At 46.0% G+C, this 26,459-nt stretch carries 20 protein-coding genes and 1 riboswitch; of the genes, 14 read left to right on the top strand and 6 right to left on the bottom strand.

The window, feature by feature from the left end; translation table 11 throughout:
• Positions 1-86 precede the first annotated feature (86 nt).
• On the bottom strand, positions 87-446 hold the full coding sequence (locus tag C1N53_RS06820; RefSeq protein WP_137758597.1) for an STAS domain-containing protein: 360 nt from the start codon (positions 444-446) through the stop codon (positions 87-89).
• Positions 447-1,119: 673 nt separating this feature from the next.
• Between C1N53_RS06820 and C1N53_RS06815 the strand changes: the two genes are divergently transcribed.
• The gene (locus C1N53_RS06815; protein WP_137758596.1) at positions 1,120-3,969 is read left to right on the top strand and encodes a PA14 domain-containing protein; all 2,850 of its coding nucleotides are present in this window, start codon (positions 1,120-1,122) and stop codon (positions 3,967-3,969) included.
• 82 nt (positions 3,970-4,051) lie between these two features.
• On the opposite strand, the gene C1N53_RS06810 is transcribed toward C1N53_RS06815, so the two are convergent.
• Positions 4,052-8,026: a CheR family methyltransferase gene (locus C1N53_RS06810; protein WP_137758595.1), complete on the bottom strand. Its 3,975-nt coding sequence runs from the start codon at positions 8,024-8,026 to the stop codon at positions 4,052-4,054.
• Between the two features lie 235 nt (positions 8,027-8,261).
• Between C1N53_RS06810 and C1N53_RS06805 the strand changes: the two genes are divergently transcribed.
• A complete protein-coding gene (locus tag C1N53_RS06805; RefSeq protein ID WP_137758594.1) occupies positions 8,262-9,302 on the top strand; it encodes a chemotaxis protein CheB in 1,041 nt (346 codons plus the stop codon).
• A 22-nt stretch (positions 9,303-9,324) separates the two neighbouring features.
• Here the strand turns inward: C1N53_RS06805 and C1N53_RS06800 are convergent, their stop codons facing one another.
• The 3 genes from C1N53_RS06800 to C1N53_RS06790 all read right to left on the bottom strand — a co-directional run bounded on the left by C1N53_RS06800 (position 9,325) and on the right by C1N53_RS06790 (position 12,698).
• The gene (locus C1N53_RS06800; protein WP_137758593.1) at positions 9,325-9,606 is read right to left on the bottom strand and encodes a hypothetical protein; all 282 of its coding nucleotides are present in this window, start codon (positions 9,604-9,606) and stop codon (positions 9,325-9,327) included.
• A 210-nt stretch (positions 9,607-9,816) separates the two neighbouring features.
• A complete protein-coding gene (locus C1N53_RS06795; protein WP_137758592.1) occupies positions 9,817-10,857 on the bottom strand; it encodes an SDR family oxidoreductase in 1,041 nt (346 codons plus the stop codon).
• A gap of 248 nt (positions 10,858-11,105) precedes the next feature.
• Positions 11,106-12,698: a hypothetical protein gene (locus tag C1N53_RS06790; protein ID WP_137758591.1), complete on the bottom strand. Its 1,593-nt coding sequence runs from the start codon at positions 12,696-12,698 to the stop codon at positions 11,106-11,108.
• Between the two features lie 379 nt (positions 12,699-13,077).
• On the opposite strand from C1N53_RS06790, the gene C1N53_RS06785 reads away from it, so the two are divergent.
• Both C1N53_RS06785 and C1N53_RS06780 read left to right on the top strand, forming a co-directional pair.
• Entirely contained in the window at positions 13,078-13,692 is a 615-nt protein-coding gene (locus C1N53_RS06785) for a PAS domain-containing protein (protein WP_137758590.1), read from the top strand.
• Between the two features lie 66 nt (positions 13,693-13,758).
• Positions 13,759-14,661 (top strand): ZIP family metal transporter, encoded by a 903-nt coding sequence (locus tag C1N53_RS06780; protein WP_137758589.1) that lies wholly within the window; start codon positions 13,759-13,761, stop codon positions 14,659-14,661.
• Here C1N53_RS06780 and C1N53_RS06775 read toward each other — a convergent pair.
• Positions 14,627-15,982, bottom strand: a complete 1,356-nt coding sequence (locus tag C1N53_RS06775; protein WP_240773464.1) for a sensor histidine kinase KdpD — start codon at positions 15,980-15,982, stop codon at positions 14,627-14,629. The genes C1N53_RS06780 and C1N53_RS06775 overlap by 35 nt on opposite strands.
• A gap of 549 nt (positions 15,983-16,531) precedes the next feature.
• Here C1N53_RS06775 and C1N53_RS06770 point away from each other — a divergent pair.
• From C1N53_RS06770 to C1N53_RS06730, 10 genes are all read left to right on the top strand, one after another.
• The gene (locus C1N53_RS06770; RefSeq protein ID WP_137758587.1) at positions 16,532-17,467 is read left to right on the top strand and encodes a ring-cleaving dioxygenase; all 936 of its coding nucleotides are present in this window, start codon (positions 16,532-16,534) and stop codon (positions 17,465-17,467) included.
• 66 nt (positions 17,468-17,533) lie between these two features.
• Positions 17,534-17,599: riboswitch (Fluoride riboswitch) on the top strand.
• A gap of 233 nt (positions 17,600-17,832) precedes the next feature.
• Positions 17,833-19,233, top strand: a complete 1,401-nt coding sequence (locus C1N53_RS06765; RefSeq protein ID WP_137758586.1) for a voltage-gated chloride channel family protein — start codon at positions 17,833-17,835, stop codon at positions 19,231-19,233.
• A gap of 72 nt (positions 19,234-19,305) precedes the next feature.
• A complete protein-coding gene (locus C1N53_RS06760; protein WP_137758585.1) occupies positions 19,306-20,001 on the top strand; it encodes a response regulator transcription factor in 696 nt (231 codons plus the stop codon).
• A complete protein-coding gene (locus C1N53_RS06755; RefSeq protein ID WP_137758584.1) occupies positions 19,998-21,365 on the top strand; it encodes an ATP-binding protein in 1,368 nt (455 codons plus the stop codon). The genes C1N53_RS06760 and C1N53_RS06755 overlap by 4 nt, the downstream gene beginning before the upstream one ends.
• Positions 21,366-21,626: 261 nt before the next feature.
• Positions 21,627-23,051 carry a DUF5982 domain-containing protein gene (locus tag C1N53_RS06750; protein ID WP_168193981.1) on the top strand — a complete coding sequence of 475 codons (1,425 nt, stop codon included), beginning with the start codon at positions 21,627-21,629 and terminating at the stop codon, positions 23,049-23,051.
• 333 nt (positions 23,052-23,384) lie between these two features.
• Complete coding sequence (locus C1N53_RS06745; protein WP_137758582.1) at positions 23,385-23,921, top strand: YceI family protein; 537 nt, start codon at positions 23,385-23,387, stop codon at positions 23,919-23,921.
• Positions 23,921-24,073 carry a hypothetical protein gene (locus C1N53_RS22490; RefSeq protein WP_168193980.1) on the top strand — a complete coding sequence of 51 codons (153 nt, stop codon included), beginning with the start codon at positions 23,921-23,923 and terminating at the stop codon, positions 24,071-24,073. The genes C1N53_RS06745 and C1N53_RS22490 overlap by 1 nt, the downstream gene beginning before the upstream one ends.
• 17 nt (positions 24,074-24,090) lie before the next feature.
• Complete coding sequence (locus C1N53_RS06740; protein ID WP_137758581.1) at positions 24,091-24,801, top strand: pirin family protein; 711 nt, start codon at positions 24,091-24,093, stop codon at positions 24,799-24,801.
• Positions 24,802-24,811: 10 nt separating this feature from the next.
• On the top strand, positions 24,812-25,747 hold the full coding sequence (locus tag C1N53_RS06735) for a ring-cleaving dioxygenase (protein ID WP_137758580.1): 936 nt from the start codon (positions 24,812-24,814) through the stop codon (positions 25,745-25,747).
• 11 nt (positions 25,748-25,758) lie between these two features.
• The gene (locus C1N53_RS06730; protein ID WP_137758579.1) at positions 25,759-26,391 is read left to right on the top strand and encodes an alpha/beta hydrolase; all 633 of its coding nucleotides are present in this window, start codon (positions 25,759-25,761) and stop codon (positions 26,389-26,391) included.
• Positions 26,392-26,459: the final 68 nt, after the last annotated feature.

Below are 26,459 nucleotides of genomic sequence, written 5' to 3'. Positions count from 1 at the left end.
GTACAAAACTTATTTCCTTACTTTTTGGGCGGTACAGCTATCAGGCAGGCCGGTGGGATGTGCTTTTGCAGCTGCTTCAGCTGCTGTTACAAAGGGTTGTTCTCCAGCAGGTGATGAAGCTCTACATCGGTATGGAGCACATGAATCTTCTTGTCAAGGCCAATTATTTCGAGCACATTTAAAATATGAGGAGGGACGTGGCAGAGCGAGAGCTGTACATTTTTTTCCTTGCAGAGCAGTTGCAGGGAAAGTAAAACACCTATACCGGCAGAAGAAATATAACTTAACGCTGCACAATCCAGGATAAGGGAGGTAATGTCACAAAGGGTGTTCACACCTTCCAGTTCTTGGTGTGCTTTTACAGCCGTGTTGGCATCCAGTTCTCCAATTAGACGCACTAGTAGCTTTTGGCCGTTTTTCTGCTTTTCTGTTTTAAAGGTACTCATGGCTAAACTTCCTCAGAAGTGTTGAAAGGTTGAATTTTCCGGACTGTGCCCGGCTGACGATGATACAATAAAACAGCTATTTGCATTAACAGTAGAAATAATTGCTTTATTCAGTCAAACAAATCTAAGTATTTAAATAAATAATACCATATATTTTTTACTTAATTTTTATGTGGTTAATACGTAAAGACTTTACTAATCAATAAGTTAATACTTAATGTTGGTATAAAAAGTCTTCACTAATCCTTCCCGGGCAAACAAGATGGGGTAAACTTGGTGCAATTTTGAAGTCAGAAAGCAGGTAATGTTGTATTTGGAGTAGCACAAAACATCAAATCTAGTATATGATATTTTTAATATAATTTTAGTCATATACTATAATATTTGAGATTACCGATTCAGGTTTAACACTATTGTAGCGCCCTTTTTAGTGCCCCTTATGGTAATATATAAATGTTTTAATATAAAAATTTTCACATCAGGTAGACTTTTTATTTGCAGAATTAAAAATTTTCCCTCTATATTTGAAACAATTACATATTGTACTATAAATGTTTCGAATGTTCTTTTTTTGTTTAATCTCTTTTGCTGATTACTAAAAAAATTGCTATAGGTAAATTTTTAATACTAAAAGTCACAACAAGTAAGTATTTTTTCAACTAAACTAGCGTTTATGGAGTTAATCAACAACTACACACAAAACATCTGCAACCGGGCCGTTTCCATGCTTATTGCAGTAGTAGTCGGATTACTAATCTCATCTCAAACTAGTGCTCAGTCCTACAGTGGACCATTTGTAATCACGAAAGGTGGTACCTACACCGGAAACTGGGAATCACGGGATTCAGAAGTGCCCGCCGTCGAAATCAAAACTTCTGAACCTGTAACCATCATTAATTCCAACATTCGCGGAGCTGGTTATTTAATTAAATCCTGGAGTTACCGGGCGAACATTACTGTTCGAAACACCAATGGCTACGGCTTGCCTCCCACACCGTGGAGAAGCTACAAAAAGCCACGTCGCTTTTTGATTGTTGATGATTTCAGAAATGTAGTGGTAGAGAACTGTTACATGGAAGGTACGGCAGGTATAGCGCTTTCTGTACGCTACAGCGGTAACGGAACAGAGTCTGAAACCATCAAAATCCGTTACAACAAGGCAAAGAACATCGATGGACGGGTGTACGGAGGTATGGAGATCTCCAACTTTGTTAAGTTTAACTTCCGTGGCGAAGTACCTCACGCAGAGATTGCCTGGAACGAGGTATTTAACGAGCCAAACAACTCGCTGGTAGAGGAAAACATCAACCTCTACAATTCGCGGGGCACGCCTCATTCACCTATCCGTATTCACAACAACTTCTTAAAAGGAGCTTATCCGATTCCTGCTACTGCCAGTGTTTACTCTGGTGGCGGTATTTTGTCTGACTCCCCGCAGGATGGTAAAAGCGATCCGAAGTCGATGGTGACGGCCCACTTGAAGGTATATGAAAACCATACAGTAAACATCGGCCAGCACAACTATGGTATTGCATCCGGAAACAACATCGAGGTGTACAACAACCGCGCTATCAACTCCGGCCTTTTCGATGATGGCACACCCATGAATACCTACAACAATGGCCTCTATGGGTACGACTACTATAAAACAGGAGCTACCTTTAACAATGTGATGCGCGACAACGTGATCGGGGTAATGCGAAAAGACTACAGAGTGGAGTCTAATTATTTCCCGGATGGCACTGTAAAAGATGTTAACAATACGTTCCTGCCAGGGAAAATAACAAAGCAGGATGAAATTAACGAGTACAATACATGGTTGCAGAAGGTGCAGCGAAATGGTTTAACCATTGGCCCTGCCTCGCAATCAAATGCAAACAAGGCTCCGGCGGTGAGCATTGCTTCTCCTGCTGCCAACGCAACGCATGAGCATGGAAAGGCTTTAACAATAACTGCCAATGCCTCCGATCCGGATGGTTCTATTTCGAAGGTAGAGTTCTTTGATGCAGGTAACAAATTAGGTGAAGCTACTCAAAGCCCTTATGCTATTACCATTGATAAGCCTAAAATGGGTAGCTACTACCTGACAGCGACTGCAATTGATAATAAAGGTGCGACATCTACTTCCAGTGCTGTAAGTATTACAATAAGCAATAAGCCATCGCAGAACGATAATAATGGCAATGGTAACGGCAATAACGGTAACGGTAATAACAACGGAGGCAATAGCGGCCAGCCTATTACCGGCGCTATAACCCGTGAATTCTGGGATGATGTGCACGGCGGCATCGGCGATATTCCTGTGTCTAAAAAGCCTTATGCTACTTCTACGCTCAACACGTTTGAGGCGCCTTCCAATGTGGGCGATAACTACGGCCAGCGCCTGAGCGGCTACATCACGGCACCTGCCACCGGCGAATACACCTTCTGGATCTCCGGCGACGACATGGCCGAGCTTTGGCTGAGCAGCTCCGAGAGCCCGTCTCAGAAGGAGAAGATTGCCTCTGTCGGCAGCTGGACCGGCACCCGCGAGTGGGACAAGTTCTCTTCTCAGCAGTCGAGGAAGATCAGGCTGGAGGCCGGCAAGCGCTACTACATCGAGGCACTGCACGTGGAAGGCGGCGGGGGAGACCACCTGGCCGTAGGCTGGCAGCTGCCAAGCGGAGCCATGGAAAGACCTATCGGTGGGAACAGGTTCTCTGCTGATGTGGCGGAAGCCCCTGCTACCAACGGCAGCCTTACCCGTGAGTTGTGGGATGATGTGCACGGCGGCATCGGCGACATTCCTGTGTCTAAAGCGCCTTACGCTACTTCTACGCTCAATACGTTTGAGGCGCCTTCTAATGTGGGCGACAACTACGGCCAGCGCCTGAGCGGCTACATCACGGCACCTGCCACCGGCGACTACACCTTCTGGATCTCCGGCGACGACATGGCCGAGCTTTGGCTGAGCAGCTCCGAGAGCCCGTCTCAGAAGGAGAAGATTGCCTCTGTCGGCAGCTGGACCAGCGCCCGCGAGTGGGACAAGTTCTCTTCTCAGCAGTCGAGGAAGATCAGGCTGGAGGCTGGCAAGCGCTACTACATCGAGGCCCTGCACGTGGAAGGCGGCGGGGGAGACCACCTGGCCGTAGGCTGGCAGCTGCCAGGCGGAGCCATGGAAAGACCTATCGGTGGGAACAGACTTTCCCCGATCGACCTGATCTATACTGCTTCCAGCACTTCCAATGCTACCTTAGCCGAAGAGTTCAACCCATCTTTTACAGAGAAAGTAGCTGCTTATCCAAATCCTTTCAGCGACAGACTCATGATCGATTTCAGCGGACAGGAAGCCGAGATAACGCAACTGGCACTATATGACCAGTCCGGTAAGCTTGTTTATAGAAAAGAGGCAAAAGAACTGAACGCAGGAAACAGAAGTTTAGAACTCGACTTAACAGGAATGGACATCAAATCTGGTCTGTTCATTCTTAAGTACGTTGATTCGGAAGGGAAATCAGGCAATATGAAAGTCATTAAAAAGTAATTACCAGCAAGTACAAAAAGAAAGGCTGCTCTTCTGAAAGGGCAGCCTTTCTTTTTGTACTATGGAAAAAGAGAGGAATTGTTTAGAGTTGAAAAGCGATGGTAAAAACAGTTCCTTTATGCGGGGTAGAGTCTACCGAAAACTTTCCTTCCAGTAACTTTATCCTGTTCTGAATACTGTTCAGGCCGATGCCTTTTAACTGTTGCAGCTCCTTCTTATCTATCCCGATGCCATTATCCTCTACCTTCAGGATTACATCATTCCCTTCCCTTACCAGGTATACGCTGGCCTGTGTTGCTTTGGAGTGTTTCACTATATTGTTCAGGAGCTCCTGTATGATCCGGTACATGGCAAGTTCTGCGGTATAGTCCAATCGTTCGCTAAAGCCGGTTATTTCGGAAGTAATCTGTAACTGATGATTGCGTAGCCGTGATATACTTTCCTCGATAGCGGTTGGCAGGCCAAAGTCTTTGAGCACATTGGGAGTAAGTTCAGCCGAGATGTGCCGTGTAACCGCTATGCTTTCCTTCAATAATATATCTACCTTCTCTTTTATGTTTCTCTCCTCGGTACCCATCGGCGTCATGTTGGCCAGGTTCAGTTTGGCTGCATATAAGATTTGCCCCAAGCCGTTGTGCAAGGCTTCAGAAATTCGGTCACGCTCCGCTTCCTGCGTTTTAAGGATAGCCTTCAGTATTTCGCGCTGCTGCGACAGCCTGAGTCTCACATTTGTTTCATCGGCATCTTTCTGTTCCTGGATATCAGTTGCAGTGCCAATCCAAAGCATGATTTTACCCTGCTCATCCCGGATGGGAACATCCTTGATGAGGTGCAGGCGGTAACGATTTTCGGCTTTATTAAAAATGCGTGCCTGGCCGGTATGCACTTCACCTGTTTTCAGGCAGTTTTTATATTCCAGTATAAGACTCTCCAGGTCATCGGGGTGAAATGCTTTAGTCCAGCCCCAGCCAACAGATTCTTCTTTTGAAAGACCCGTATAGGTATACCAGACATCATTAAAGGTCTCGTTTTCGCCGGTTAATTTATTTGTCCAGGTAATGTTCGGAATAGCTTCCAGTAAGGTACGGAAGCGTTCAGCGTTGGATTTGATTTCTAACTGCTGCTGCTGCAGTACTTTCTCCGCATTTTTCCGCTCCGTTATATCCTGAATGGTAAGCACCAGGCCGTTGTTAAACTTAACCGCATCCAGGTGAAGCCAGCGCGTTTCGCCGTCCAGGTTCTGAGATTGCTCTTCATGCAAATGTTCCCCTGTTTGCACCACATGTACAAATTTTTCGAACATGCCCTGTTGCAACAGGGAAGGATATTCTTTCCAGAGCGATTTTTCGAGTAGCTCTGTTTCAGAACGGTTCAGAAATTCCTGCGCTTTATGATTTAAAATAGTAAAGGCAAAATCAATAATCGTGTGGGTCCGGTTAAAGATAGCCTTAAGCGCCATTACTGCATTCGGAGAGCTGTCTAAGATACCCTCGTGCAGCAGATGAAGATTTTTAAGCTCGTTTATCTGGATAAAAATAACAATCGCGCCATCGATTTTGCTTTCCTGTGTAATATAGGGCAGAATGCGCATCTGGTACCACTGCCCGTTTTTATCCTGCACCTCTTTCTCTATTGTTTTGGTAGTGCCGATAACATGGCGTATATCTTCAATCAACAAATCGTAGCGCAGATTATTGGAAATCTGGTAAATGGAACGACCAATATCGCTTTCTATTAAATTAATGAGATTGGTGGCTGCAGGTGTAAACTTGCGGATGCTGAGTTTCCGGTCAACAAATATCTGCCCGATGTCAGTACTTCTGAAATAATTGTTCAGGTCGTCGTCGAGCTCCATTAAAGCTTTTATCTTGTACTGATGTTCTGTATTGATTGTGTGCAGCTCCTCGTTAAGCGACTGTAGCTCTTCATTGGTGCTTTGCAATTCCTCGTTGCTCGACAGCAGCTCTTCATTAGTGCTTTGCAGTTCCTCGTTCGATGTTTCCAGCTCTTCTACCACTGCCTGAAGGTCTTCTTTGGTATGCTGCAGTTCAATTTCAAGTTCCTGCACCCGCAAATCCTGATCAGTATCTGTAGCCGTAACAAGCGGGGTGGTGGCCACCGGCATTTGCAGGTTGTCGTTAAAGAGTACCAGTATAAAATTCTGAGATAGTTTTTTATTGTCTAGATATGGCTTCACCACCACATTAACAAAGTGCATGCCGCTACCAAAATGGATCGGCATATTATAAGCAGCTATTTTTTCCCTGGTACGAATGGCTTTTCGCAGCAAGGTGGCTAAAGAAGCCGACAGATCGGGTGATACCAGCTTGAGCAGGTTAAACGTAAAGTTATGCTCCGGCAAATCTATATAGTTTTTAAATTTTCCTGCTCCGTGTAATACATCAAAGTTTTCGTCTATATATATAGCTGCATAGCCGGATTCTTCCAGGATGGTTTCACTTAACAGATCGTTAAAGCTGTTCTCCAGTACCTGCCTGGCAGACGGGTCTCGCGGAAAAGCAGATAAAGGGGGAGTAGCCGAAACTTTTTTGCTGATGTTGTTGTGCCCGAAAGCATCTATTCCGATAGAAAACTTAGGATCTATGTTGCGGTAGATCTTCCATTTTTTACTGACTTCGGCAAAGCTTTTCTGTTCGCCTATGCTTTCGCTGGAACCCAGGAAAAGATAACCGCCTACCAGCAGCCCATAATGAAACTTGTCTATTACTTTCTTCTGCAGCGGCTGGTTCAGGTAAATAAGCATATTACGGCAGCTTACCAGGTCTATTCTGCTAAAGGGAGGATCGTTGATAACATTATGTGGCGCAAAGATAACCATGCGGCGTACCCGTTGGTTTACCCGGTATTTTCCTTCCTCTATAATAAAGTATTCGTTGCGCTTTTCTTCCGAAACATTTTCCAAGCTGGAGGACTGGTAGCAGCCTTTACCGGCAAACTCCAGGGCATCCCGGTCTATATCAGAGGCGAAGATCTTCACTTCCAGTTCTTTTTTTACTTTATCCATGTACTCCCGTAGCAGGATAGCAATAGAATAGGCTTCTTCGCCGGTGGAGCAACCTGCCACCCATACTCTTAGCTGATCTGTCACTTTCTTGCTATCTACAAGAACCGGAATTACTTTTTTTCCCAGGATGCTGTAAGCTTCCTGGTCGCGAAAAAATTTGGTAACACCTATCAGAAATTCTTTGCTCAGGATTTCGATTTCCGCAGGGTTCAGGTTCAGGAAGTCCAGGTAATCGTGCAGGTTGTTTATTTCATTAAAAGCCATTCGCCTGCTGATGCGCCGGACAATAGTGGGCATCTTGTAGTTGCTGAAATCTATTCCGGTACGCTCATGAATCATCTCCAGCATGTGCAGCACAGCCGTTTCGCTGTTGCTCATTACCTGCTCTGAAAGCCGGTTGGCAATAGGCGCAACTTTTACATAATTCATTATTTCAGCAGGCATTTCCTCCGGCGGCACTACAAAATCAGCATAGCCGGTGTTCATGGCATTTAAAGGCATACTGTTGTTTCTTGCTGTAGCCGGGTCCTGCACTATTACCATGCCACCTGCTTTCTTTATAGCCACAATGCCCTCGGTGCCGTCGGTGCCGTTTCCTGACAAAATGATGCCTATCGCCCGAAAGCCCTTATCTGCGGCTAAAGACTTAAAAAAGGTGTCTACTGTTTCAGAGCGGTTGCTTCGGTCTTTATCGTGCAGGTATAAGCGGTTGTTCTTAATGATGAGTTCTTTATTGTTTGGAATTACATACACCCGGTTTACCACAACCGGCATATTATCCTGGGCTTCTTCTACACGTAAAATCGTTTGCTCCGATACCAACTCTGTCAGCATGCTGATGTGCTGCGCCGAAAGATGCTGCACAATAACGTAAGACACACTATCGTTTGGCACAGCGCTGAAAAGCGCTGAGAAAGCCTGTAAGCCCCCAGCCGATGCACCTACGCCAATCACGAAAAGGTCCTGGGTGTTATCGGGCTGTGTTTTGCTGTTTATACTACGTTTCGTGTTTTTCCTACCTGTGTGTGTCATGCTTTTTTCCTGCACAATGGCGCTCTGTTATATCCTTCAGGCAATTTACGCTTTTAAATGATTAAAATCCGGAAGGGGATTTCTTGTGGATTGGTTTGACAGTTCTGATATGTATAAATACCCTGTTGTTCTTAAGAAGAGGAGGTGGCATTTTAGCCTGCTTCAACTCTATATGTTCTCCTGCGTAGAAACTAGCCATTACAGGTAAAGCTTGTATACACGCTAAAATACATTAATGGAAAGAAAAGCCACTAAAATTATAGTAATAGGCACTTCGGCTGGTGGCATGCAAGCTTTATGCAAACTTTTGGCGGCAGTACCTGAAAACTTACCCGCATCTGTGTTAATTGTGCAACATCTGAGCACCGATTCGTCTGCTCCTTTTCTGGTAAACCGCCTGAACCAGTTTACGAAGCTTACCTGCAAGGTGGCCAGGCACGAGGAGAAGATAGAGCCCGCCACTGTTTACATGGCTCCGGCAGACAGGCATCTCCTGCTCAGGGATAATGAGCTTTTGGTTGTTCGCGGGCCCCGTGAAAACCAGTTCAGACCTAGTATAGACCCGCTGTTCCGGTCGGCCGCTGCATATCATGGCCCTAATACGATTGGTGTTATTTTAACCGGCTTTATGAGTGATGGTGTGCTGGGGATGGAGTGCATCAGCCGCAGTGGTGGAACCACGGTGGTGCAGGACCCCAGCGATGCTGAATTCCCGGCTTTGCCCCTGAATGTTCTCCGGCACATAGCGGTAGACCATGCGGTTGAATTAAATATAATGGGAAACCTTCTGGTGGAACTGGTACAAGAACATGTGTCAGGATCCGTTACAGTGCCTTCTGATATTTGGGCGGAGGCTAAGATAGCCGAAAAAGTTATGACAAGCAGTACCATGACCAGCATAAATGAACTTGAAAATTCCGGTGAGAGAACATCTTATTCATGCCCTGAGTGTGGCGGAGGGCTCTGGGATATGTCCGAAGAGGGCAATATTACACGTTACAGGTGCCATTCAGGGCATGCCTTTTCAAGAGAATCGCTTCTGACAAGCATGACTAACCACGTAGAGGAAACACTTTGGGTGGCACTGCGCACGTTGGAAGAACGTCGTAACATTCTCCTGAATATGTCGCAGAACGAATCCAACAAGGGAAACCGCCGCTGGGCAACCATGCAGGAAGAAAAAGCCGAAGAAATGAAAGTGCATATCGAGCGGCTTCGTTTACTGTTGTCTCAATCGGCTCTATCCGATGATGAACAGATGGGAGAGGTAGGCTAAGGGGTAATAAGGTGTAAAGCGCTTATTTATTTTTGATCATTTTTTCTACAGAGACTTTTGCATTGATCAAGCTTTTGAGGCAGGAGTAATCTATGGTGCGGTATACTATCACATCCACGCCATACGAATAACTGTTTAGCGTATTCATAAAGGCTTCTGGTAATTTAATCTCCTTTTCGATCTTCTGGTTAGTGGATTTAAGCAACAACCCGTTCTGAATAAAATAAATTGCGAAGCAGGGAATTTCCCCGTTAAGAACCATTCTTTCAAACTTCTCTAATTCTTGCTGTAAAATTTCTGCCATACAAGTTTGTGTTCATGGTTAGCTGTCAGGTAAATATAACTTATCTGATAATCAATTAATTCCTGAATAATTACGGGTTTTTAATCCGTTTTAGTTTGACGGAATCCGTATTTATGACTACAATAACCAGAGGATATTAAAATAAAAAAGCCGCAGCACGGCACCTGTAGAAGGATACCTGCTGCGGCTTTAGTATAATTTGGTTTCTTGCTATTTCACCTGCTCGGCTGCGTTTTTAGCCATTTGCTTTAGTTTGTTGTTTCCAAGCAAGGCTACCGCTGCAGCACTGGCGGCTGCCACTACTGCCCCTGTTATAACAGGATTTAAAGCAGCACGGGTATAGAAACTGGTTTTCATCACGTGCCCCTCGTAATTACCATGCACTTCTCCGTCTCTTCCCGGTTTGTGCAGGGAACCCTCAAAATGGCGCGCCTTTTCCTCGCGCAGCTGTTGATCTATCAGCATGGTTTCCCCAGCCAGATCCATCAGTTTTGGCGCATACTTATTGGTGCTGCTCATCATTTTACCGCCACTACCTACTATAATATCGCGCTTAGGTGAAGCAGCAGCATGAAGAATCGCATAAGCTACTTCTTCCGGTGCATAAACTGGTGGCGGAAGTGTCAGCTCTTGCTTCGTATAATTCTTAGCGTGCTGCGGGTAAGGAGTATTGATGGCAGAAGGCTTGATAAGTGTTACGGATACAGGTGCGTTTTCTTCTTCCAGTTCGATGCGAAGGGCATCGGTGAAGGCTTTTACAGCATGCTTCGTAGCTGAGTACATGCCCTGTATCGGAATGGCCACATCAGAAAGTACACTACCAACATTGATAATGGCGCCGCCTTTCATCTTTAGTTGCTTGGCAGCAATGAGCGAGCCTGAAACAACGCCCCAGAAATTCGTATCGAAAAGCCTGCGGCTGTCTTCTTCGCTAACATCTTCCAGCCTGCCATAAATGGAAACGCCGGCATTGTTAACCCAGGTGTCGAAACCACCGAAATCTTTCAGGGCGGCATCGGCGATACGCTGTATATCTTCGCTTTTGCCCACATCGGCTACAACATGAATGGCACGGCCGCCTTCCATGTTTATCTGCTCCACGATTTCTTCCAGTGCTTCTTCGTTGCGGGAAGCGAGCACCAGTTTTGCTCCTTTTTTAGCAGCAGCCCTGGCTGTGGCCAGGCCTATGCCGCTCGAAGCCCCTGTAATTACGATTACCTGTTCCTGTATTGGTTTCAGTGATATTGCCATTTTTTCAGTATGTTTTATTTTGTACTATTGGACTTTGTAACTAGTTATGCATACGTAAAAAATGCGCAACAAAGTTGCTGTATTAATAATTTGATACAGAATAGTTTATAGCTAATATAGTATAAAAGAGGGCAGGGGGATAGGATCCGGAGCAAATGTAAAATCAGCTTCAAAAAAAAGTACCTGCCTCAGAACAAGCATAAGGCCTGGTATCTGAAACAGGTACATTGTGTAAGACAGGGGTTTGCCTATTCTTCCGGACTGAAATCCTTGAAGGTTTTGGCAATATTTTCGTCTGACGATTTATTCTTGTTCTGCCAGCTGGCATCCAACTCGAGCGCTACCAATCCTTTTAGGTTCATAACCGCTACAAAATCGTCTACATCTTTCATAAATTCCTGCTTGCGGCGCGACGATTTAAGGGCATACTTGCGGGCAAAGATATCTCCTTTCGTTTGCAGCTCATTGCGCTTTTCCATGATGTAGTTCAGCCTTTCCACCAGGTCTTTGGTAGAGCGACCTATTACCTCTGTCGCTTCCAGGGTGCCTATGGTCATAACGGTTGTGCCACCAATGGTTGTAATCTTCTTCGAATCAGTCGGGTCTTCTATCACAACAGGAGAAATACCCGTTACCGCTCCAAGCGTGGCATTGGTAAGCGATCTGCCTTTTTTGCCTTTGCGGGCGCGGTTGTATTTTTTCTTCAGGTCCTTTTCGGCATCCTTCAGCTGCTCCATCAGATCCCAGGCTCTTACCAAAGAAGAGCGGTACTCGCTGTAGAGCTTCCGGTCCTTTTCCGCTTCGTTTATGGCATTCAGAATGGTGAAATTAACCGTGCGCTCATCTCTTTTATGTGATTTATCTATCACAAAAAAAGTGACGTTGAAGGATAAAGAATCCAGCGGGTCCTGCACAAAGTCATACCCGGGCTTCCAGATAAATTCGTATTGCGTGGCTGTGTTTTTTACCAGGGCACTTTGCGGCACTTTGGGATTCTCTGAAATAAAGCTTACGGAGGAAATATCGGCTTCCCCGTTCGGGTCCGAAACCTGGAACTTCAGGTTGATGGTGGCATCCTCTTTATAACGGAAGCTTTTCTGCGAGGGTATCATCTGCATGTTCGGCTCCAGGTCCTGCTGGGTAATGGCTATTTTAAAGCTTCCTTTGGTGCGTGCTTTGGAAGGCTGGTCTTCTACAAAGAACTCCAGCATCATGGGTGACTTCTGAAGTTTGTTAAATTGGGTATAGGAAGGTTTCCAGGTAAATTCGCCCTGCTCTGAAAGCTTGGCGCCTTCCGGCATACTTTCTATATTAGGTATAATCACAATGGGATCACCGTCTTCGTCGCCAATAGCAGATGCTTCTATGGTATAGGTGTTTTGTGCATTGTAGCGCACATAAAATGGTTTTAGCTCGCCTACAAAAGGAGGGCGGTTTACGTGCTCCACTTTAAATTCCACAACCTGTTTTACGCTTTCTTCCCGATCGTTCCTGGCCTCAAACATCAGCTGCAGGTTACGGCTGCCGCTCAGTCTGTCTACAAAGTCATAGCTGGGTATCCAGGAAAAGAGGCCTGTAGAGTCGAAGTGCATGCCTTCTACTCTGCCCTGCAACAGGTAATAAGTTACTGTTTTGCCTGATCCGCCGGATGATTGAACATCAAACTCTAGTTTCTGACCTTCCTTAATCACATTCCAGCCCGGATCATTAGGAAACTGTAGTTTTAAAGGAGCGCGTTTTGCTGCAGGAGAAGGTGTTTCGGGTGTAACATTAGCTTCCTGGGCCGAAACTTCAGAGAAAAGCATCAGTGCAGCAGAAATTAAAAAAATGCTCTTTTTCATAAAAAAGAAACTAGACGTAACGTTAAGGGTGTTTGGAGCTTTAAAGTTACTAAAAGACTTTAGAGTTAACAAAGCAGTTCCGGATGTCTGAGCTTCAATTAAGCTTTTAATTAAAATATAATGCTGCTTTCTGATCCACCACCGGTATAGACTGCTTTATTCAGCGCCAGCGAATACATACCCGGGGAAGTACAGTTGGTGGTTTGTACCTAGTTTTAAAAAGGTATTTTTACTTTTCACCTCAGCCCAAAAGCAGAATGACAGGGTAATTGTTATTTTTTATTTATATTAGCTAGAAGATATATTTTTATTTTTTAAAGTAAGCGGAGCTGACTAAAAAAAGCACTGGCTACTTTTTTTTAACAATCCACTGTTTAAGATGCTCCTGAAAGATTTCGAGGAAACGAAAAAGCTGTTAGATAACTCAACGCTATTCTATATTATCACCACCGACATGACAGGTGTTTACACCTATCTGAATACAAACTACATTCAGACCTTTGAGCATGTGCATGGCTCAATTCTGGGGCAGCCTTTCGAAATTACCATGCACCCAGACGATGTAAAAACCTGTGAGGAGGTATCTGTCAGGTGCTTTGAAAATCCAGGTAATGTATATCCGGCCACTATCCGGAAGCACGATGGAAAAGGAGGCTATATCATAACGCAGTGGGAGTACAAAGCAATTTTCAATGAAAACAACGAGCCGGAGGGTGTATTTTGCCTGGGCTATGACATTACCAACTATATGGTGCAGCAGGAGCAACTAAAGGCCACCCAGTCTTTGCTGAACCTCAAGAACAACCAGCTGGAGGAAATTGCCTGGCAACAATCGCACATACTCAGGCGACCACTATCTAATATCATGGGGCTGGCCATGATCCTGGAGAAGATGGAGGTAGACCAGAACCTCAAAAATATCTGTGCTATGCTACTGGAAAGCAGCTACGAACTCGATGAAGTTATCCGGAAGACAGTGGATAAAACCCTCTAGATTATCTAAGATGCAAGTATAACGTATAGGTGACAGTTTACATGTTGCTATCGAAACGTTCATTTTATGCCTCTTTCCTTACAAGCTGCCTTCTGGGGTTTAGTGGTGGGTTCTGCCTCGGTGCTGGGTGCCTCACTTGGTTACTTTCTAAAAATACCGCAGCGCCTGGTAGCAGGTGTGATGGCTTTTGGAAGTGGCGTTTTAATCTCAGCTTTGTCTTTTGAACTTGTGGAAGAAGCCTATGAGCAGGGAGGCTTTATGGCGACGGCCATCGGCTTTTTCTGCGGAGCTGTTATTTTTTCCGGGGCTAACTGGTTGCTGGCAAAGAACGGGGCAAAACACCGGAAGCGGTCCGGTGGCCTGCAGCCTTCGGAACAGGAAGATGCCGGAAGCGGACTGGCCCTGGCTGTCGGGGCTTTGGTGGACGGTATTCCTGAATCGATTGTGCTCGGCATCGGCTTCATCAGCGGCGGTGCCGTGAGTGTGGTAACAGTGATCGCCGTTGGGCTGTCGAATCTTCCGGAAGGGCTTTCAAGCGCCTCCGGCATGAAAGAAGCCGGCAGAAAACTGCCATATGTTTTTTTGGTGTGGGGAGGCATCGCTGTCGCCTCTGGCATTTCGGCGTGGTTAGGCTACACCATCTTCAGCAACTTTCCACCTACAGTATTGGCGGCAACCACGGCGGTAGCTGCAGGCGCTATTCTGGCAATGCTGGCCGATACCATGATTCCGGAGGCCTTTGAGAAAGTACATAATTTTAGCGGACTGGTGATGGTGATTGGTTTTCTGACAGCCTATATGCTAAGCAAAATGGAACAGGAAAACGATCCAAAAGCTGACGTGCCTGCCAGGCCCGCCACATCCGTTCTTATACCGCCTCCGGTTACGGTGCCTGTTACAACCCTTAAAGCCGAGGGGTTAGAAGGAGCCCTTGTCAGGACACATCAGCATGAGCAGGCAAAGCACTGATGTTTTTACTATAAGCCAACGGCAACTGTACTATAAAAGTAGTGCCTGATACCGGAGATGTTTCGAACCAGATTTTACCTTTTAATGCCTCTGTGAAATCGCGGCAAAGCACCAGACCCAACCCTACACCTCGCTCACGATTAGTGCCTACTGCCGTTTGCTTCCCGTTCAGCTCAAATACATCCGGGCTCAGGATAACTGGTTTTCCATTGCCGCTATCTTCCACCTGTATGCGCAGCGCGTCCTGGTGCTGTGTGGCACGAATACAGATATTGCCTCCTTTGGCCGTGAACTTTACGGCATTGTTTACCAGGTTACGAATGATCAGCTGGAGCATATCGGCGTCCGCCATTACATAATCCTGTTGCGCTAAAGTGTTAGTAAGAGTTATTTCTTTGCCAGCGGCAATGTTCTGAAAAAGATCGAGTGTCGGGGTAAGCAGCTCATACACGTTTACGGCTTCTACTCTGATCTCGAGTCCTTCCATCTGGCTTCTGGACCACGACAGCACATTGGTTAGCATATCCAGGGTGCTTTTAGTTGCCTTCATCAGGTCGCTTTTAAGTTCGAGCCTTTTGTTTTCGGGCAGATTAACTTTTACCAATAGCTCCAGGTAGCTTTGTACATTGGCAAGGGGAGCTCTGAGGTCATGGGCTACAATAGAGAACAGCCTGTTTTTCTCTTGGTTCAGCATCTGGAGTTCTGCTGCTGCTTTTTCAGCGGATGTACGGGCAGTATTATAGCTCCTGATCATAGTGCTGGTACAGGAGAGCACCAGTATAATCATGATCAGGTAGGTGGAAAGCATATCGACAAAATAGCTTTCCCGGTTGCTATAGTCACCGAAAACAACCTGGGGAAATAAATATTCAGCCAGCACAACGCCCAGCACCAGGCTCAGGTTTATGGCAGTCCAGATGCCATACTGTCTTTTTGGTGCCACGGCTATAATTGGAAAATAGGAGAGGGCCATCAACAGCATGGTTGGCCCTTTTAAGCCGCCGTTAAAAAAATAGTTGAGTGCAAAGGCTATATTTATAGTGATAGCCGCTAGTGTAAAACTAAAACTATGTTTGCCGGCAAAGCGCGAAAGGTAGTAAGCATAACCAATAAAAAAAGCCAGTACTACTGTTAAACTGGCCGTTAAATACAAACCAACAAAATAGTTGAATGGGATATTATAAGCAATAGCAACCGCTGTGATAAGCGTGAAGCTGTTATAGATACGATGCTCCAGCGGAAACTCCGCCTTGCTTCCTACAAGATGATCCCATCCTGCCTTTAAACTCCCTAAAAATTTGTATATCCTGAAAGCACTCATCGCCACTAATAATGCAGCTGTAAAATTAGAAATATCTTATTAAGTTGTTCATAAAAGAGAATATTAATTTTTTGTGTTATTCATAAGTCCCCTACAACAGTTTATGAAGTTTATTATTCTTTTTATCCATATGAAGTATTTAGCAGACAGATACTTGTTTCAGTTAAAGTCATTAAATAACGCCATCTGCTTTCTTTACTAATGTTCGAACATTGACGGAAGGCTACGATGGATTATTATACTGCTAAATGGTAAAATTCAAATTGAGTAGGATTATAATTTTGTGCCTTTTTCTGACAATTTAGTACCATAACAGGTGTGTAACTGTAATTTATGCTGGCACTAAAAAGCATTTCAGGTGCATGAGTAAAAGCCGCAGCTGTAAAAAATATATACGGATAATCACTATCAACTTTTAAGTACATCTGGCAAAATATGCCTGATTAAAGTATTAACTGTAATAAATAACCAAAATGCATGTTTGCAGTAACTAAATTTCGGTAAGGCTCATATAATACCGGAAGCACCCTCTGTATTTACCTATTTATTATGAGCGGAAAAATTTTAGGGATTCATCATATAACTGCCATTGCAGGCGAGGCCAGGCGAAATCTTCATTTTTATACACACGTTTTAGGTCTACGCCTCCTGAAAAAGACTGTAAATTTCGATGATCCCAAAACATATCATTTCTATTATGGCAATGGCGTTGGCACGCCGGGCACCATTCTTACTTTCTTTCCCTGGGGCCGGATCGTGACGGGCAGAAGAGGTACACAAATGGCCACTGAAATTGGCTATTCGGTGCCGGAGGGTAGTCTTGAATTCTGGCTTGATCGTTTTCAGCAGTATAATGTAACCTATAACAAGCCTTCAGAAAAGTTCGGTGAGCCTTACCTTACGTTCCTGGACCCGGACGGACTGAAGCAGGAGCTGATTGTTTCAGGTTCTTCAGATGCCAGAAGTGCATGGGAAACGGCAGAAATTAAAGCCAGTGCTGCCATTAAAGGTTTTCACTTGGTTAGCCTTACATTACAAGAAGTGAAAGCAACTGCGGAAATCCTGACAGAGGTTTTCGGCTATAAACTGGCAGGCCGACATGTAAACCGGTACCGTTTCAAGACAGATGCCGTTGAAGGGGCTGCCATCGTAGACCTGGTGGAAGTACCCAACGAGATGCGCGGTCACCTGGCAGGCGGCTCTATTCACCATGTAGCGTTTCGGGTAAAAGACCAGGCCGAACTGATGGAGTACCGCGAAAAGATCCTTGCCAGAGGATTGCATATAACAGAGCAGATCGACCGGAATTATTTTTACTCTTTATACTTCCGGGAGCCGGGAGGGGTGCTTTTCGAAATAGCGACAGATGTGCCAGGCTTTACCACGGATGAACCGCTGGATGAACTGGGGACACACCTGAAGCTGCCCCCACAGTACGAAGACCGCCGCGAAGAGCTGGAGCAGGTGCTGCCCCAACTGGACTAAACCAATGTAGGCTTTCTGTAAAATCAGGTATGCAAACCGTATAGTTTCCGATTAAAACAGCTATATTCGCTCTATGGAAATGGTGCCTTCCATGTAACAAACCGCCGCAAGGCTGATGGCGCCTACAATTTAACATGCGCTGCAGAAATAAACTCTGTGGGATGGCTGAATTGTAGGTAACCGAACTCAATCCTCCCTTCATACTACAGTAAATTGCACGACCAGCGCATGTGCTGCTTTGTCTGAAAAAGCCACTGCTATTGTTTCCGGCACAGTATCAGCTGCCGGCTTACGCAGCGATGTGTCCCAACAGGTGAGGTACAGCAAAAAAATTTTATATTTTGCGCCTTTACAATGTATTTGTTATGATGATGCCCCCAAAGAAGCTACGCTTTGAGCAACTGCATGTGCTAACGTATTCTGTCCGCTGGACCTTACTGGTTATACCCATTGCTGTTGCCATTGGCAGCGTGGTAGCACTTTTTCTCTGGCTCCTGCACAGTGCCATAGAGCTTCGGTTTCAGTATCCCTGGCTCCTATACCTTTTGCCGTTGGCAGGTGTATGTATACATTTCATTTACCAGTCGGTTGGCAAGTCATCAGAAAAAGGCAACAACCTGGTGATGGAAGAAATTCACCAAGCCGGGGGAGGAGTGCCAAAGCAGATGGCCCCCATTATTCTTATTACAACAATTATAACGCACCTGTTCGGCGGTTCTGCAGGGCGGGAAGGAACGGCCGTACAAATAGGAGGAAGCATAGCCGCCATGTTCGGGAAGTGGTTTAAGCTGAACAGCCTCGACCTGCGGCTGGTGCTTACAGCCGGAGTGGCGGCAGGTTTCGGGGCAGTATTTGGCACCCCGTTAACAGGAGCTATTTTTGCCATGGAAGTGCTAACCATAGGACGGATACAATACGACGCTCTTTTGCCTGCACTCATAGCCAGCGTCATCGGCGATTTTACTGTTACCGCCTGGGGTGTTCATCACACACAGTATCATATAGAGGTGCTGCCAGAAGTTCCTTACTTTCTGTCGGAGTACCTGCGCATAGATTTACTTTTGCTCGTAAAAGTGATAGTGGCTTCTGCCGCATTCGGACTCGCCAGTACCATTTTTGCGGGCCTGGTGCAGGAGATAAAGAGCGTGATGCTAAAGTTAATTAAAAAGAAATGGCTTATACCCGTAGCCGGCGGTTTAACTATTATAGCTTTAACTTTTGCCGTTGGTAAACCTGATTACCTGAGTCTGGGAGTTGATGCCGAATACCCTGGCGCTGTTACCATTCCGGGTGCTTTTGCGGCAGTTGGTGCCGACACCTGGAGCTGGCTCTGGAAAACCGTTTTTACGGCGGTAACGCTTGCCACAGGCTTTAAAGGAGGAGAGGTAACGCCACTGTTTTATATGGGGGCCACCTTGGGCAATACTTTGTCTGGTATCTTAGATGCTCCTGTCAGCTTGTTTGCTGCACTTGGGTTCATAGCTGTGTTTGCGGGAGCCACCAACACCCCTCTGGCCTGTACTATAATGGGCGTGGAGTTGTTTGGAGGAGAGCACATCCTGCTGTTTGCAGTTGCCTGTTTCACTGCCTATCTGTTCAGCGGCCATTCCGGCATTTACAGTTCACAAAAAATTGCTGTGCCCAAAATCACTGATCCTGCTTTTGCAGATGATGCCTCTCTGGCTGAAGCATACAAGCGAAAAGGCTACCTGCATCAGAAGCTGGGAAGATACTCCACCCGCTTCAGGCGAAAAGACTTGAAATAGAAGCAAAGAAGCATGTGAGCAGAACATCCATTTTGATAGCCACAGAATTTAGTATAAATTTTATCAAAGAACATGCATCCGATTTTAATCATAGAAGATGAGCAACGCGTGTCTGACCTGATCAGGCGCGGACTGGAAGAGCAGGGCTATGCTACAGAAGTTGCCTACGACGGTGAAACAGGTAAAAAACTGGTTATTGGCAGGGAGTACTGCCTGATAATTATGGATATCATCCTGCCTAAAATAAACGGACTGGACCTGTGTAAGGAACTGCGTCAGGCAAAACCAGATATCCCGATCATTATGCTCACAGCACTTGGCACCACCGACGATAAGGTAGAAGGTTTCGACGCAGGTGCTAACGACTACCTGGTAAAGCCCTTCGATTTCAGAGAACTGCATGTCCGCATCCGGGAATTGCTTAAACGGAGCAAAGCTACTACTGCCGGTGGCAGTGGTTCTGTGTTGAAAACAGCGGATCTGGAAATGAACCTGCAGACAAAATCTGTCAGCCGTTCCGGGAAAGAAATCAGTCTGACACCCAAAGAATTTGCCTTACTTGAATTCATGATGCGTAATAGCGGCAGAGTTATTTCCAGGGTGGAGATTGCGCAGCATGTATGGGATACACATTTCGATACAGGCACTAATTTTATTGATGTTTACATTAACTACCTTCGTAAAAAGATCTACAAAGCATTTCCGACTAGGTTGATTCATACGAAACCGGGCATGGGGTTTATTTTTAAGGAGGAAGGTGAGAAATGAAAATCCGCCACAGGCTGACCTTGTTGTTTACGGCCATTATGGGCGCCATATTACTTGCTTTCGCATTTGCTATCTACTTTAGCTATGCCAGTAACCGCGAAGAAGAGTTTTACCGCCAGCTCCGGCAGCAGGCCATTACAAAGGCCAACCTGCTTTTTGATGCACAGGTAGATCCGGAAATACTGCAGACCATTTACCGGAACACCCGCAATTCTCATTACCAGGAAGAGGTTGCCATTTATGATACGGGGTTTAACCTGCTCTACCACGATGCTGTAGACCTTGATTTTGTGAAAGAAACCGCCGATATGATGGCGGAAATCAGGCAAAAGCAGGAGATACAGTTTAAACAGGAGGGGCTGCAGGTGGTGGGATTCTTGTTTTCATACCAGGGAAAAAACTATATCATTACGGCAGCTGCCTACGACGAGAACGGCTATACCAAACTGTGGAACCTGCGCCTCTCGTTGGTGGTTGCCCTGGTGGTAGGTATCATTATCATTTTCCTCACCGGGCGCTTCTTCTCCCGCCAGGCCCTGCAACCTGTAGCGGCTATGGTAGACAAAGCCGGGCGTATAACAGCCACTAACATCGACCTCCGGCTGCCCGAAGGTAATGGGAAAGACGAAATTTCAGAACTAGCCATTACCTTTAACCAGATGCTCGACCGGCTGGAGGGCTCCCTGGAGTCGCAGCGCCATTTTGTTTCAAACGTATCGCATGAACTGCGCACTCCACTGGCCGCCATTATTGCCGAACTCGAACTGGCCCGGTCGCAGAAAAGAACATCCGAAGCCTATGAATCAGCGATAGATAATGCCCTGAGCGATGCCAGAAAGCTCACGCGCCTTTCGACCGGTATGCTGGACCTGGCAAAAGCAAGCTATGATCAGGCAGCTATCAAATTTAAAGAAGTGCGCCTGGACGAACTGCTGCTCGATGCCCGTTTACAGGTTTTAAGAGCGAACCCCGACTACCACATTCACATTGCCTTCGATACAGCCTTTGAGGATGATAACGACATTGCCATCCTGGGGAATGAATATTTGCTTCGGACAGCTTTTTCTAATTTGATGGAGAATGGATGCAAATTCTCACCTGCCAGGCAATCCGATATCACGATTGGCTTTGATGCTGTTCAAACACATATTTGTTTTAAAGACCAGGGCATTGGCATTCCCCAAGAAGAGCAGCAACAGGTATTTGAAGCTTTTTACAGGGGCTCAAACAGAAGCTATGCAGAAGGTAACGGTATCGGTTTATCTCTTACCCATAAAATTGTAAAACTCCACAAAGGTGAGATTTCACTGGTATCAGAACCAGGTTTAGGAACTACCTTTACCCTTTCTTTCCGGCATTTATAGGTTTGTTCTGTTGCTGTTTCTCATTTACAGCATCCGCAGATATAGCTTTACCAGCTATTGCTGTAATGATTTTCTAATTTTTTTATAAAGGTTCTCTAACAGTCCCTCTGCTACCGGGCAGTTAATTTTGCGGCCATACAACCGAAAAAGGAGGCAGAAATGTTCAGAAAAGGGAATCTATATAAGTTCATACGCACACCTGTTACAGTAGCAGCTTTCTGCTGCCTTCGCCTAGGTTCTGCCGCAGCGCAAACTGATACCATGGGAATCAGAACAGATATCTTGCACCTGCCTTTTCGTATTTCCGAAGAAAAGAGGCTCAGTGATGAAGACATCCTGAATAAAAAAGAAGGTGTTTATGTAACGGGCCTGCCTGAACTTACCGTGGACCCGATCAGGGGGCTTACTGTTGGCGCCAATGCTTTCCTGTTTAACAACAGAGACCGCACAGATCCATTTTTTTACTATACGCCCTATCGCATCCGCTATGGTATAGGGCTGCGTGTCGCCCAGAATGGACGTGTAGACGGTGAACTGAGCGTGGATATTCCTTTTGCATTCAATACCAAATGGCGCCTCAGAGGCGATTTTATTTACGCGAACGACCCGAACTGGCAATATTTCGGCATCGGCAGCCAAACGCTTCAATCTCTTACTTATCTGGATAAGTCCTCCGGCAACCTGGTGGAAAATGCGCGTTTTCCGGATTATTACCGGAACCTGGCCCTCACCCGGCCTGGCAGAGGAACTGCCTATAGCGAAGAACCCAACAGAACCTATACCGATGTGCATTATAATGAAGTAGACTATACCCAGATGCTCTTCGGTTTAGCAGCCGAAAGAACGTTTTTTGAGGGCAGGATGCGCCTGATGTTCGGAGCTGAACTTCTGTTCATCGGCATTGACCAGCATGATTACAAAAAATCACCGGAAGCCATCGACAGGCATACTGGCGAAGACACGGAGGCCTTACAGGCCAGAACCAGAATTACAGATGATTATGAGGCGCAACAAAGGGGAGATGTCAATTCTACCTGGGCCAGGTATAACATTGGCGGTTATAAGGGCGGCAGAATCGGTTTGCTGCAAACCGGCCTGATGTGGGATACGCGGGACCTGGAGCCAGATCCGTCGCATGGGATTTTTGCAGAGTATGCACAGGAGATTTCTGCTACCTGGACTGGCTCTGAATTAAACTTTACCAAGCACTTACTGCAGGGCATGTTTTACCGGAAGGTATTGCCTTCAGTTATGGGTCGCACTGTTTTTGCCGGCAGAATGGCTGTAGGATACATCAGGGGCAGTTATATCCCTTTCACGGAGGTACTGGACCTTTGGGGTTCATCTGAGGGTGGGGGTATTCCGGTATTGGGCGGCTCCAGGGCGCTGCGTGGTTATCGCGAAGGCCGCTTTAGTGGTATGGTTACTTCGCTTGTAAACCTGGAACTGAGGACAAGATTTTACCAAAAGCGGATCTTTAACCAACACCTGGCTTTTTATGCCGTGCCGTTTTTAGATGGCGGGCAGGTCTGGGATAGCTTCGGTGACATAGAATTTAATAATGTAAAACATAACAAAGGCCTCGGTGCGCGGATTGCCTGGAACCAGGCCACTATTTTAAGGTTCGACTACGCCCGATCAAAAGAAGATGCTCAATTCTTTTTTGTTTTTGGACATACTTTTTAATTGTTTTTTCTCCTGGCTACAAGCTGTTGCTACCTGGCTAAAGGGAGCAACAGCTTGTTTCGTTATAGCCCCAGTAGCATAGCTTAATGAATTGCACAATTCACTAAAGTGTAAAAATCGTGTTGTCTTCTGCCTTAACAGTGGGAAATATTCCATGTAAAGCTCTTGTAGTGGCGATCTGGCCAGCTTCTTCCACCGTCGCAGCAGTAATATGGCAGCATCTTTAAAAAAAGTGAATCTTTTTAAACTAACTATTGTATATACATTAAATGTTTATACATTTGTATATCCTTAACGGAAACAGAAAAAATAAAACCTAAAGCAATAGAAAAAATGGCACACGTAAAATGGTCTTTAGACCCAACCCACAGTGAAGTTCAGTTTAAAGTGAAACACCTGATGATCACTACTGTAACTGGTTATTTTCAGAACTTCTCCGTAGAAGCGGAAACAGAAGATGAGCAGTTTACCAATGCAAGCAGCGTAGTATTTACTGCCGATGTTAACTCCATCAGCACCAACAATGAGCAACGCGATACACACCTGAAATCACCTGACTTTTTTGATGCAGCACAGCACAATGAAGTTCGTTTCGTAGGTACTAACTATGAGAACGTAGGCGGTGACGAGTATAAACTGCATGGCGACCTGACTATAAAAGGTACTACAAAGCCCATAACTGTAAACGTGGATTTCGGAGGTATTGTCGTAGACCCATATGGCCAGACAAAAGCCGGATTTACAGTAACCGGTAAGATCAGCCGCAAAGAGTTTGGTTTAACGTGGAATGCTGTTACCGAAGCAGGCAGTGTCGTAGTTAGCGATGAAATTAAGCTGCAGGCCGAGATACAACTGGTAAAACAGGCGTAATGGAACTGCCGGATGTCAGACATAGGGTTTTAACGGAAGGTAAAGCCATGGCTTCTGAAAAAATGGTTCAGCAGCAGTGGCCGGAGAACAAAAAGCTAATAAAACCAGTCAAAAGGGAGGAAGCAGGTAAAATACTTATGTCTGACATCTGACATTTAACAAATAAACTATGAAACACATCATCTATACATCAGAAGAAAGAGGATTAAAGGACCTGGGTTGGTTGCAGAGCAATTTAACGTTCAGCTTTTCTGATTACTACCACCCCACCCGCAGAAGCTTTGGCCTTTTAAGGGCTTTCAATGATGATTTTGTTGCTCCTGAAAACGGCTTCGGGCTTCATGCCCATGCCAACATGGAAATTATTTCGGTGATGCTGGCAGGTGCTATGAACCACATCGACAACCTGGGCTACAAAGAGGTCGTGCAAAAGGATTGGGTGCAGATTATGAGTGCGGGCAGCGGCATGCGCCACGAAGAGCATAATGTGGGCGATGAGCAGGTGAATTTTCTGCAGATCTGGATTGAACCGAAGCTGCAGAATATTACGCCGCGCTATCAGAAGAGGTACTTCCCGGAGGAAGGCCGTAAAAACAAACTGGTTACCATTGTGAGTAACGAAGAGGGGCAGGCCCATTGCTGGATAAACCAGAATGCAAAACTTTCCCTCGGCTATTTTGAGAGAGAACAAGAGGTGCAGTATACGCTGAACCCTACGAATAAAAGTGCATTTGTTTTTAACATCAGCGGAAGTTTGCTGGTTAACGAAGAGCCCCTGGAACAGAGAGACGCTATCGGTATCTGGGATACGGATCAGGTGCACATCAAATGCTTGACCGAAAGTAGATTTCTGCTTATAGAGGTTCCGATCAATAATTAATCTGATGAACATGGTAAATAGAATTTTAGGCCTGCACCACATCACAGCAATTGCTGATCAGGCCAAACGAAATCTGGATTTTTATACAAAAGTGCTTGGGCTGCGCCTGCTTAAGAAGACCGTGAACTTCGATGATCCGGGCACTTACCATCTTTATTATGGCGATGAAAAAGGCAGCGCCGGCACCATCCTTACTTTCTTTCCTTACGAGGGAGCCCGCCGCGGCAGGGCAGGCACTGGTATGGCGACACAGATTGGATATGCGGTGCCGGAAAGCAGCTTCGACTTCTGGATCAGCCGCTTTCGAGAACACAAGATATCGTTTAACCAGCCAGCGGAAAAGTTCGGTGAACAGTATATTACTTTCCAGGACCCGGACGGTTTACAGCTGGCTCTTATCATACCTAAAAACGGGGATAAGCGGCAGCCATGGGAGACTGCGGACATAAGGGCCGAGGTTGCTACCCGAGGCTTTCACAGTGTAACCTTAACATTGCACAATGTGAAGCAAACGGCTGCTGTTCTGACAGATATTTTAGGCTATACCTTACTGGAGCAGTCGGGCAACCAGTACCGCTATGTGACCGATGCCGTAGAAAATGCCGCTATTATCGATTTAGTGGAGCTTCCTGCTGCAAGCCGTGGAGAAGGCGGAGCGGGAACCAATCATCATATCGCTTTCCGGGTGAAAGATGAGGAGGTGCTGATGGCTTTCAGAGAAAAAGTTGCGCGCAGCGGGCTGAACATCACAGGTAAAATTGACCGCAACTACTTCTACTCGCTGTATTTCAGGGAGCCGGGAGGCGTTTTGTTTGAAATTGCGACCGATAACCCAGGTTTTGGCATAGACGAACCTTTCGATCAACTGGGAAAGCACCTGCTTTTACCTCCGCAATACGAACCTAGCAGAGCGAAAATAGAAGCAGTACTACCAAAACTGGATTAGCAGCTAATTACATGTTTACACATACAAAGCATATCCTGACGCAGGGGAAACCGCTGGAGCAAACGGGCAAGGCCCTGATCATGGTGCATGGCAGAGGTGCTACGGCTGAAAGTATACTGTCGCTCGGCGAGCATTTGGCAGTAGCGGATTATACGCTTTATGCTCCGCAGGCGACAAACCATACCTGGTATCCTTACAGCTTTATGGCACCCGCCACACAAAACCAGCCTGCGCTTGATTCCGCCTTAACGCTGCTCAACGAAACCATTCTCCATATTCAGCAGCAGGGGGTCGGCAGTAAAGACATCTACCTGCTGGGTTTTTCGCAAGGCGCCTGCCTCACGGCGGAGTTTGCTGCCCGCAATGCCCAGTCGTACGGAGGGCTGCTTATTTTTACCGGTGGCCTTATAGGCCAGCAACTGGATACCAGCAACTACGAAGGCCGCTTTAACGGCACACCTGTGCTGCTTACCACAGGTGATCCTGATATGCATGTGCCGGTAAGCCGGGTAAATGAGACAGAGAAGATCATGACGGAAATGGGAGCAGAGGTTACCAAGAGGATTTACAAGGGAAGGCCACATACCATACTGCAGGAAGAGCTGGAGGTGGCTAATGCCATTTTAACGGCTGCAAAAGTATAAAGCGGTTTTCTACAGCACGAAAGAAACGTAGAGTCCGCAACTTATATCGAACTATACTTGTTCGGTTT

This window comes from Pontibacter sp. SGAir0037 (assembly GCF_005491705.1).
GTDB lineage: Bacteria > Bacteroidota > Bacteroidia > Cytophagales > Hymenobacteraceae > Pontibacter.
This window is presented reverse-complemented; position numbering and strand designations above follow the sequence as displayed.

Excerpts from the sequence above, each read along its gene's own strand:
- C1N53_RS06770 (WP_137758587.1), top strand. The coding sequence starts at position 16,532 with ATGAGCGGAAAAATTTTAGGGATTCATCATATAACTGCCATTGCAGGC.
- C1N53_RS06790 (WP_137758591.1), bottom strand. The coding sequence starts at position 12,698 with ATGAAAAAGAGCATTTTTTTAATTTCTGCTGCACTGATGCTTTTCTCT.
- C1N53_RS06750 (WP_168193981.1), top strand. The coding sequence starts at position 21,627 with ATGGGAATCAGAACAGATATCTTGCACCTGCCTTTTCGTATTTCCGAA.
- C1N53_RS06775 (WP_240773464.1), bottom strand. The coding sequence starts at position 15,982 with ATGAGTGCTTTCAGGATATACAAATTTTTAGGGAGTTTAAAGGCAGGA.
- C1N53_RS06730 (WP_137758579.1), top strand. The coding sequence starts at position 25,759 with ATGTTTACACATACAAAGCATATCCTGACGCAGGGGAAACCGCTGGAG.
- C1N53_RS06765 (WP_137758586.1), top strand. The coding sequence starts at position 17,833 with ATGATGATGCCCCCAAAGAAGCTACGCTTTGAGCAACTGCATGTGCTA.
- C1N53_RS06780 (WP_137758589.1), top strand. The coding sequence starts at position 13,759 with ATGCCTCTTTCCTTACAAGCTGCCTTCTGGGGTTTAGTGGTGGGTTCT.
- C1N53_RS06810 (WP_137758595.1), bottom strand. The coding sequence starts at position 8,026 with ATGACACACACAGGTAGGAAAAACACGAAACGTAGTATAAACAGCAAA.
- C1N53_RS22490 (WP_168193980.1), top strand. The coding sequence starts at position 23,921 with ATGGAACTGCCGGATGTCAGACATAGGGTTTTAACGGAAGGTAAAGCC.
- C1N53_RS06795 (WP_137758592.1), bottom strand. The coding sequence starts at position 10,857 with ATGGCAATATCACTGAAACCAATACAGGAACAGGTAATCGTAATTACA.
- C1N53_RS06740 (WP_137758581.1), top strand. The coding sequence starts at position 24,091 with ATGAAACACATCATCTATACATCAGAAGAAAGAGGATTAAAGGACCTG.
- C1N53_RS06755 (WP_137758584.1), top strand. The coding sequence starts at position 19,998 with ATGAAAATCCGCCACAGGCTGACCTTGTTGTTTACGGCCATTATGGGC.
- C1N53_RS06785 (WP_137758590.1), top strand. The coding sequence starts at position 13,078 with ATGCTCCTGAAAGATTTCGAGGAAACGAAAAAGCTGTTAGATAACTCA.
- C1N53_RS06805 (WP_137758594.1), top strand. The coding sequence starts at position 8,262 with ATGGAAAGAAAAGCCACTAAAATTATAGTAATAGGCACTTCGGCTGGT.
- C1N53_RS06820 (WP_137758597.1), bottom strand. The coding sequence starts at position 446 with ATGAGTACCTTTAAAACAGAAAAGCAGAAAAACGGCCAAAAGCTACTA.
- C1N53_RS06760 (WP_137758585.1), top strand. The coding sequence starts at position 19,306 with ATGCATCCGATTTTAATCATAGAAGATGAGCAACGCGTGTCTGACCTG.
- C1N53_RS06735 (WP_137758580.1), top strand. The coding sequence starts at position 24,812 with ATGGTAAATAGAATTTTAGGCCTGCACCACATCACAGCAATTGCTGAT.
- C1N53_RS06800 (WP_137758593.1), bottom strand. The coding sequence starts at position 9,606 with ATGGCAGAAATTTTACAGCAAGAATTAGAGAAGTTTGAAAGAATGGTT.
- C1N53_RS06815 (WP_137758596.1), top strand. The coding sequence starts at position 1,120 with ATGGAGTTAATCAACAACTACACACAAAACATCTGCAACCGGGCCGTT.
- C1N53_RS06745 (WP_137758582.1), top strand. The coding sequence starts at position 23,385 with ATGGCACACGTAAAATGGTCTTTAGACCCAACCCACAGTGAAGTTCAG.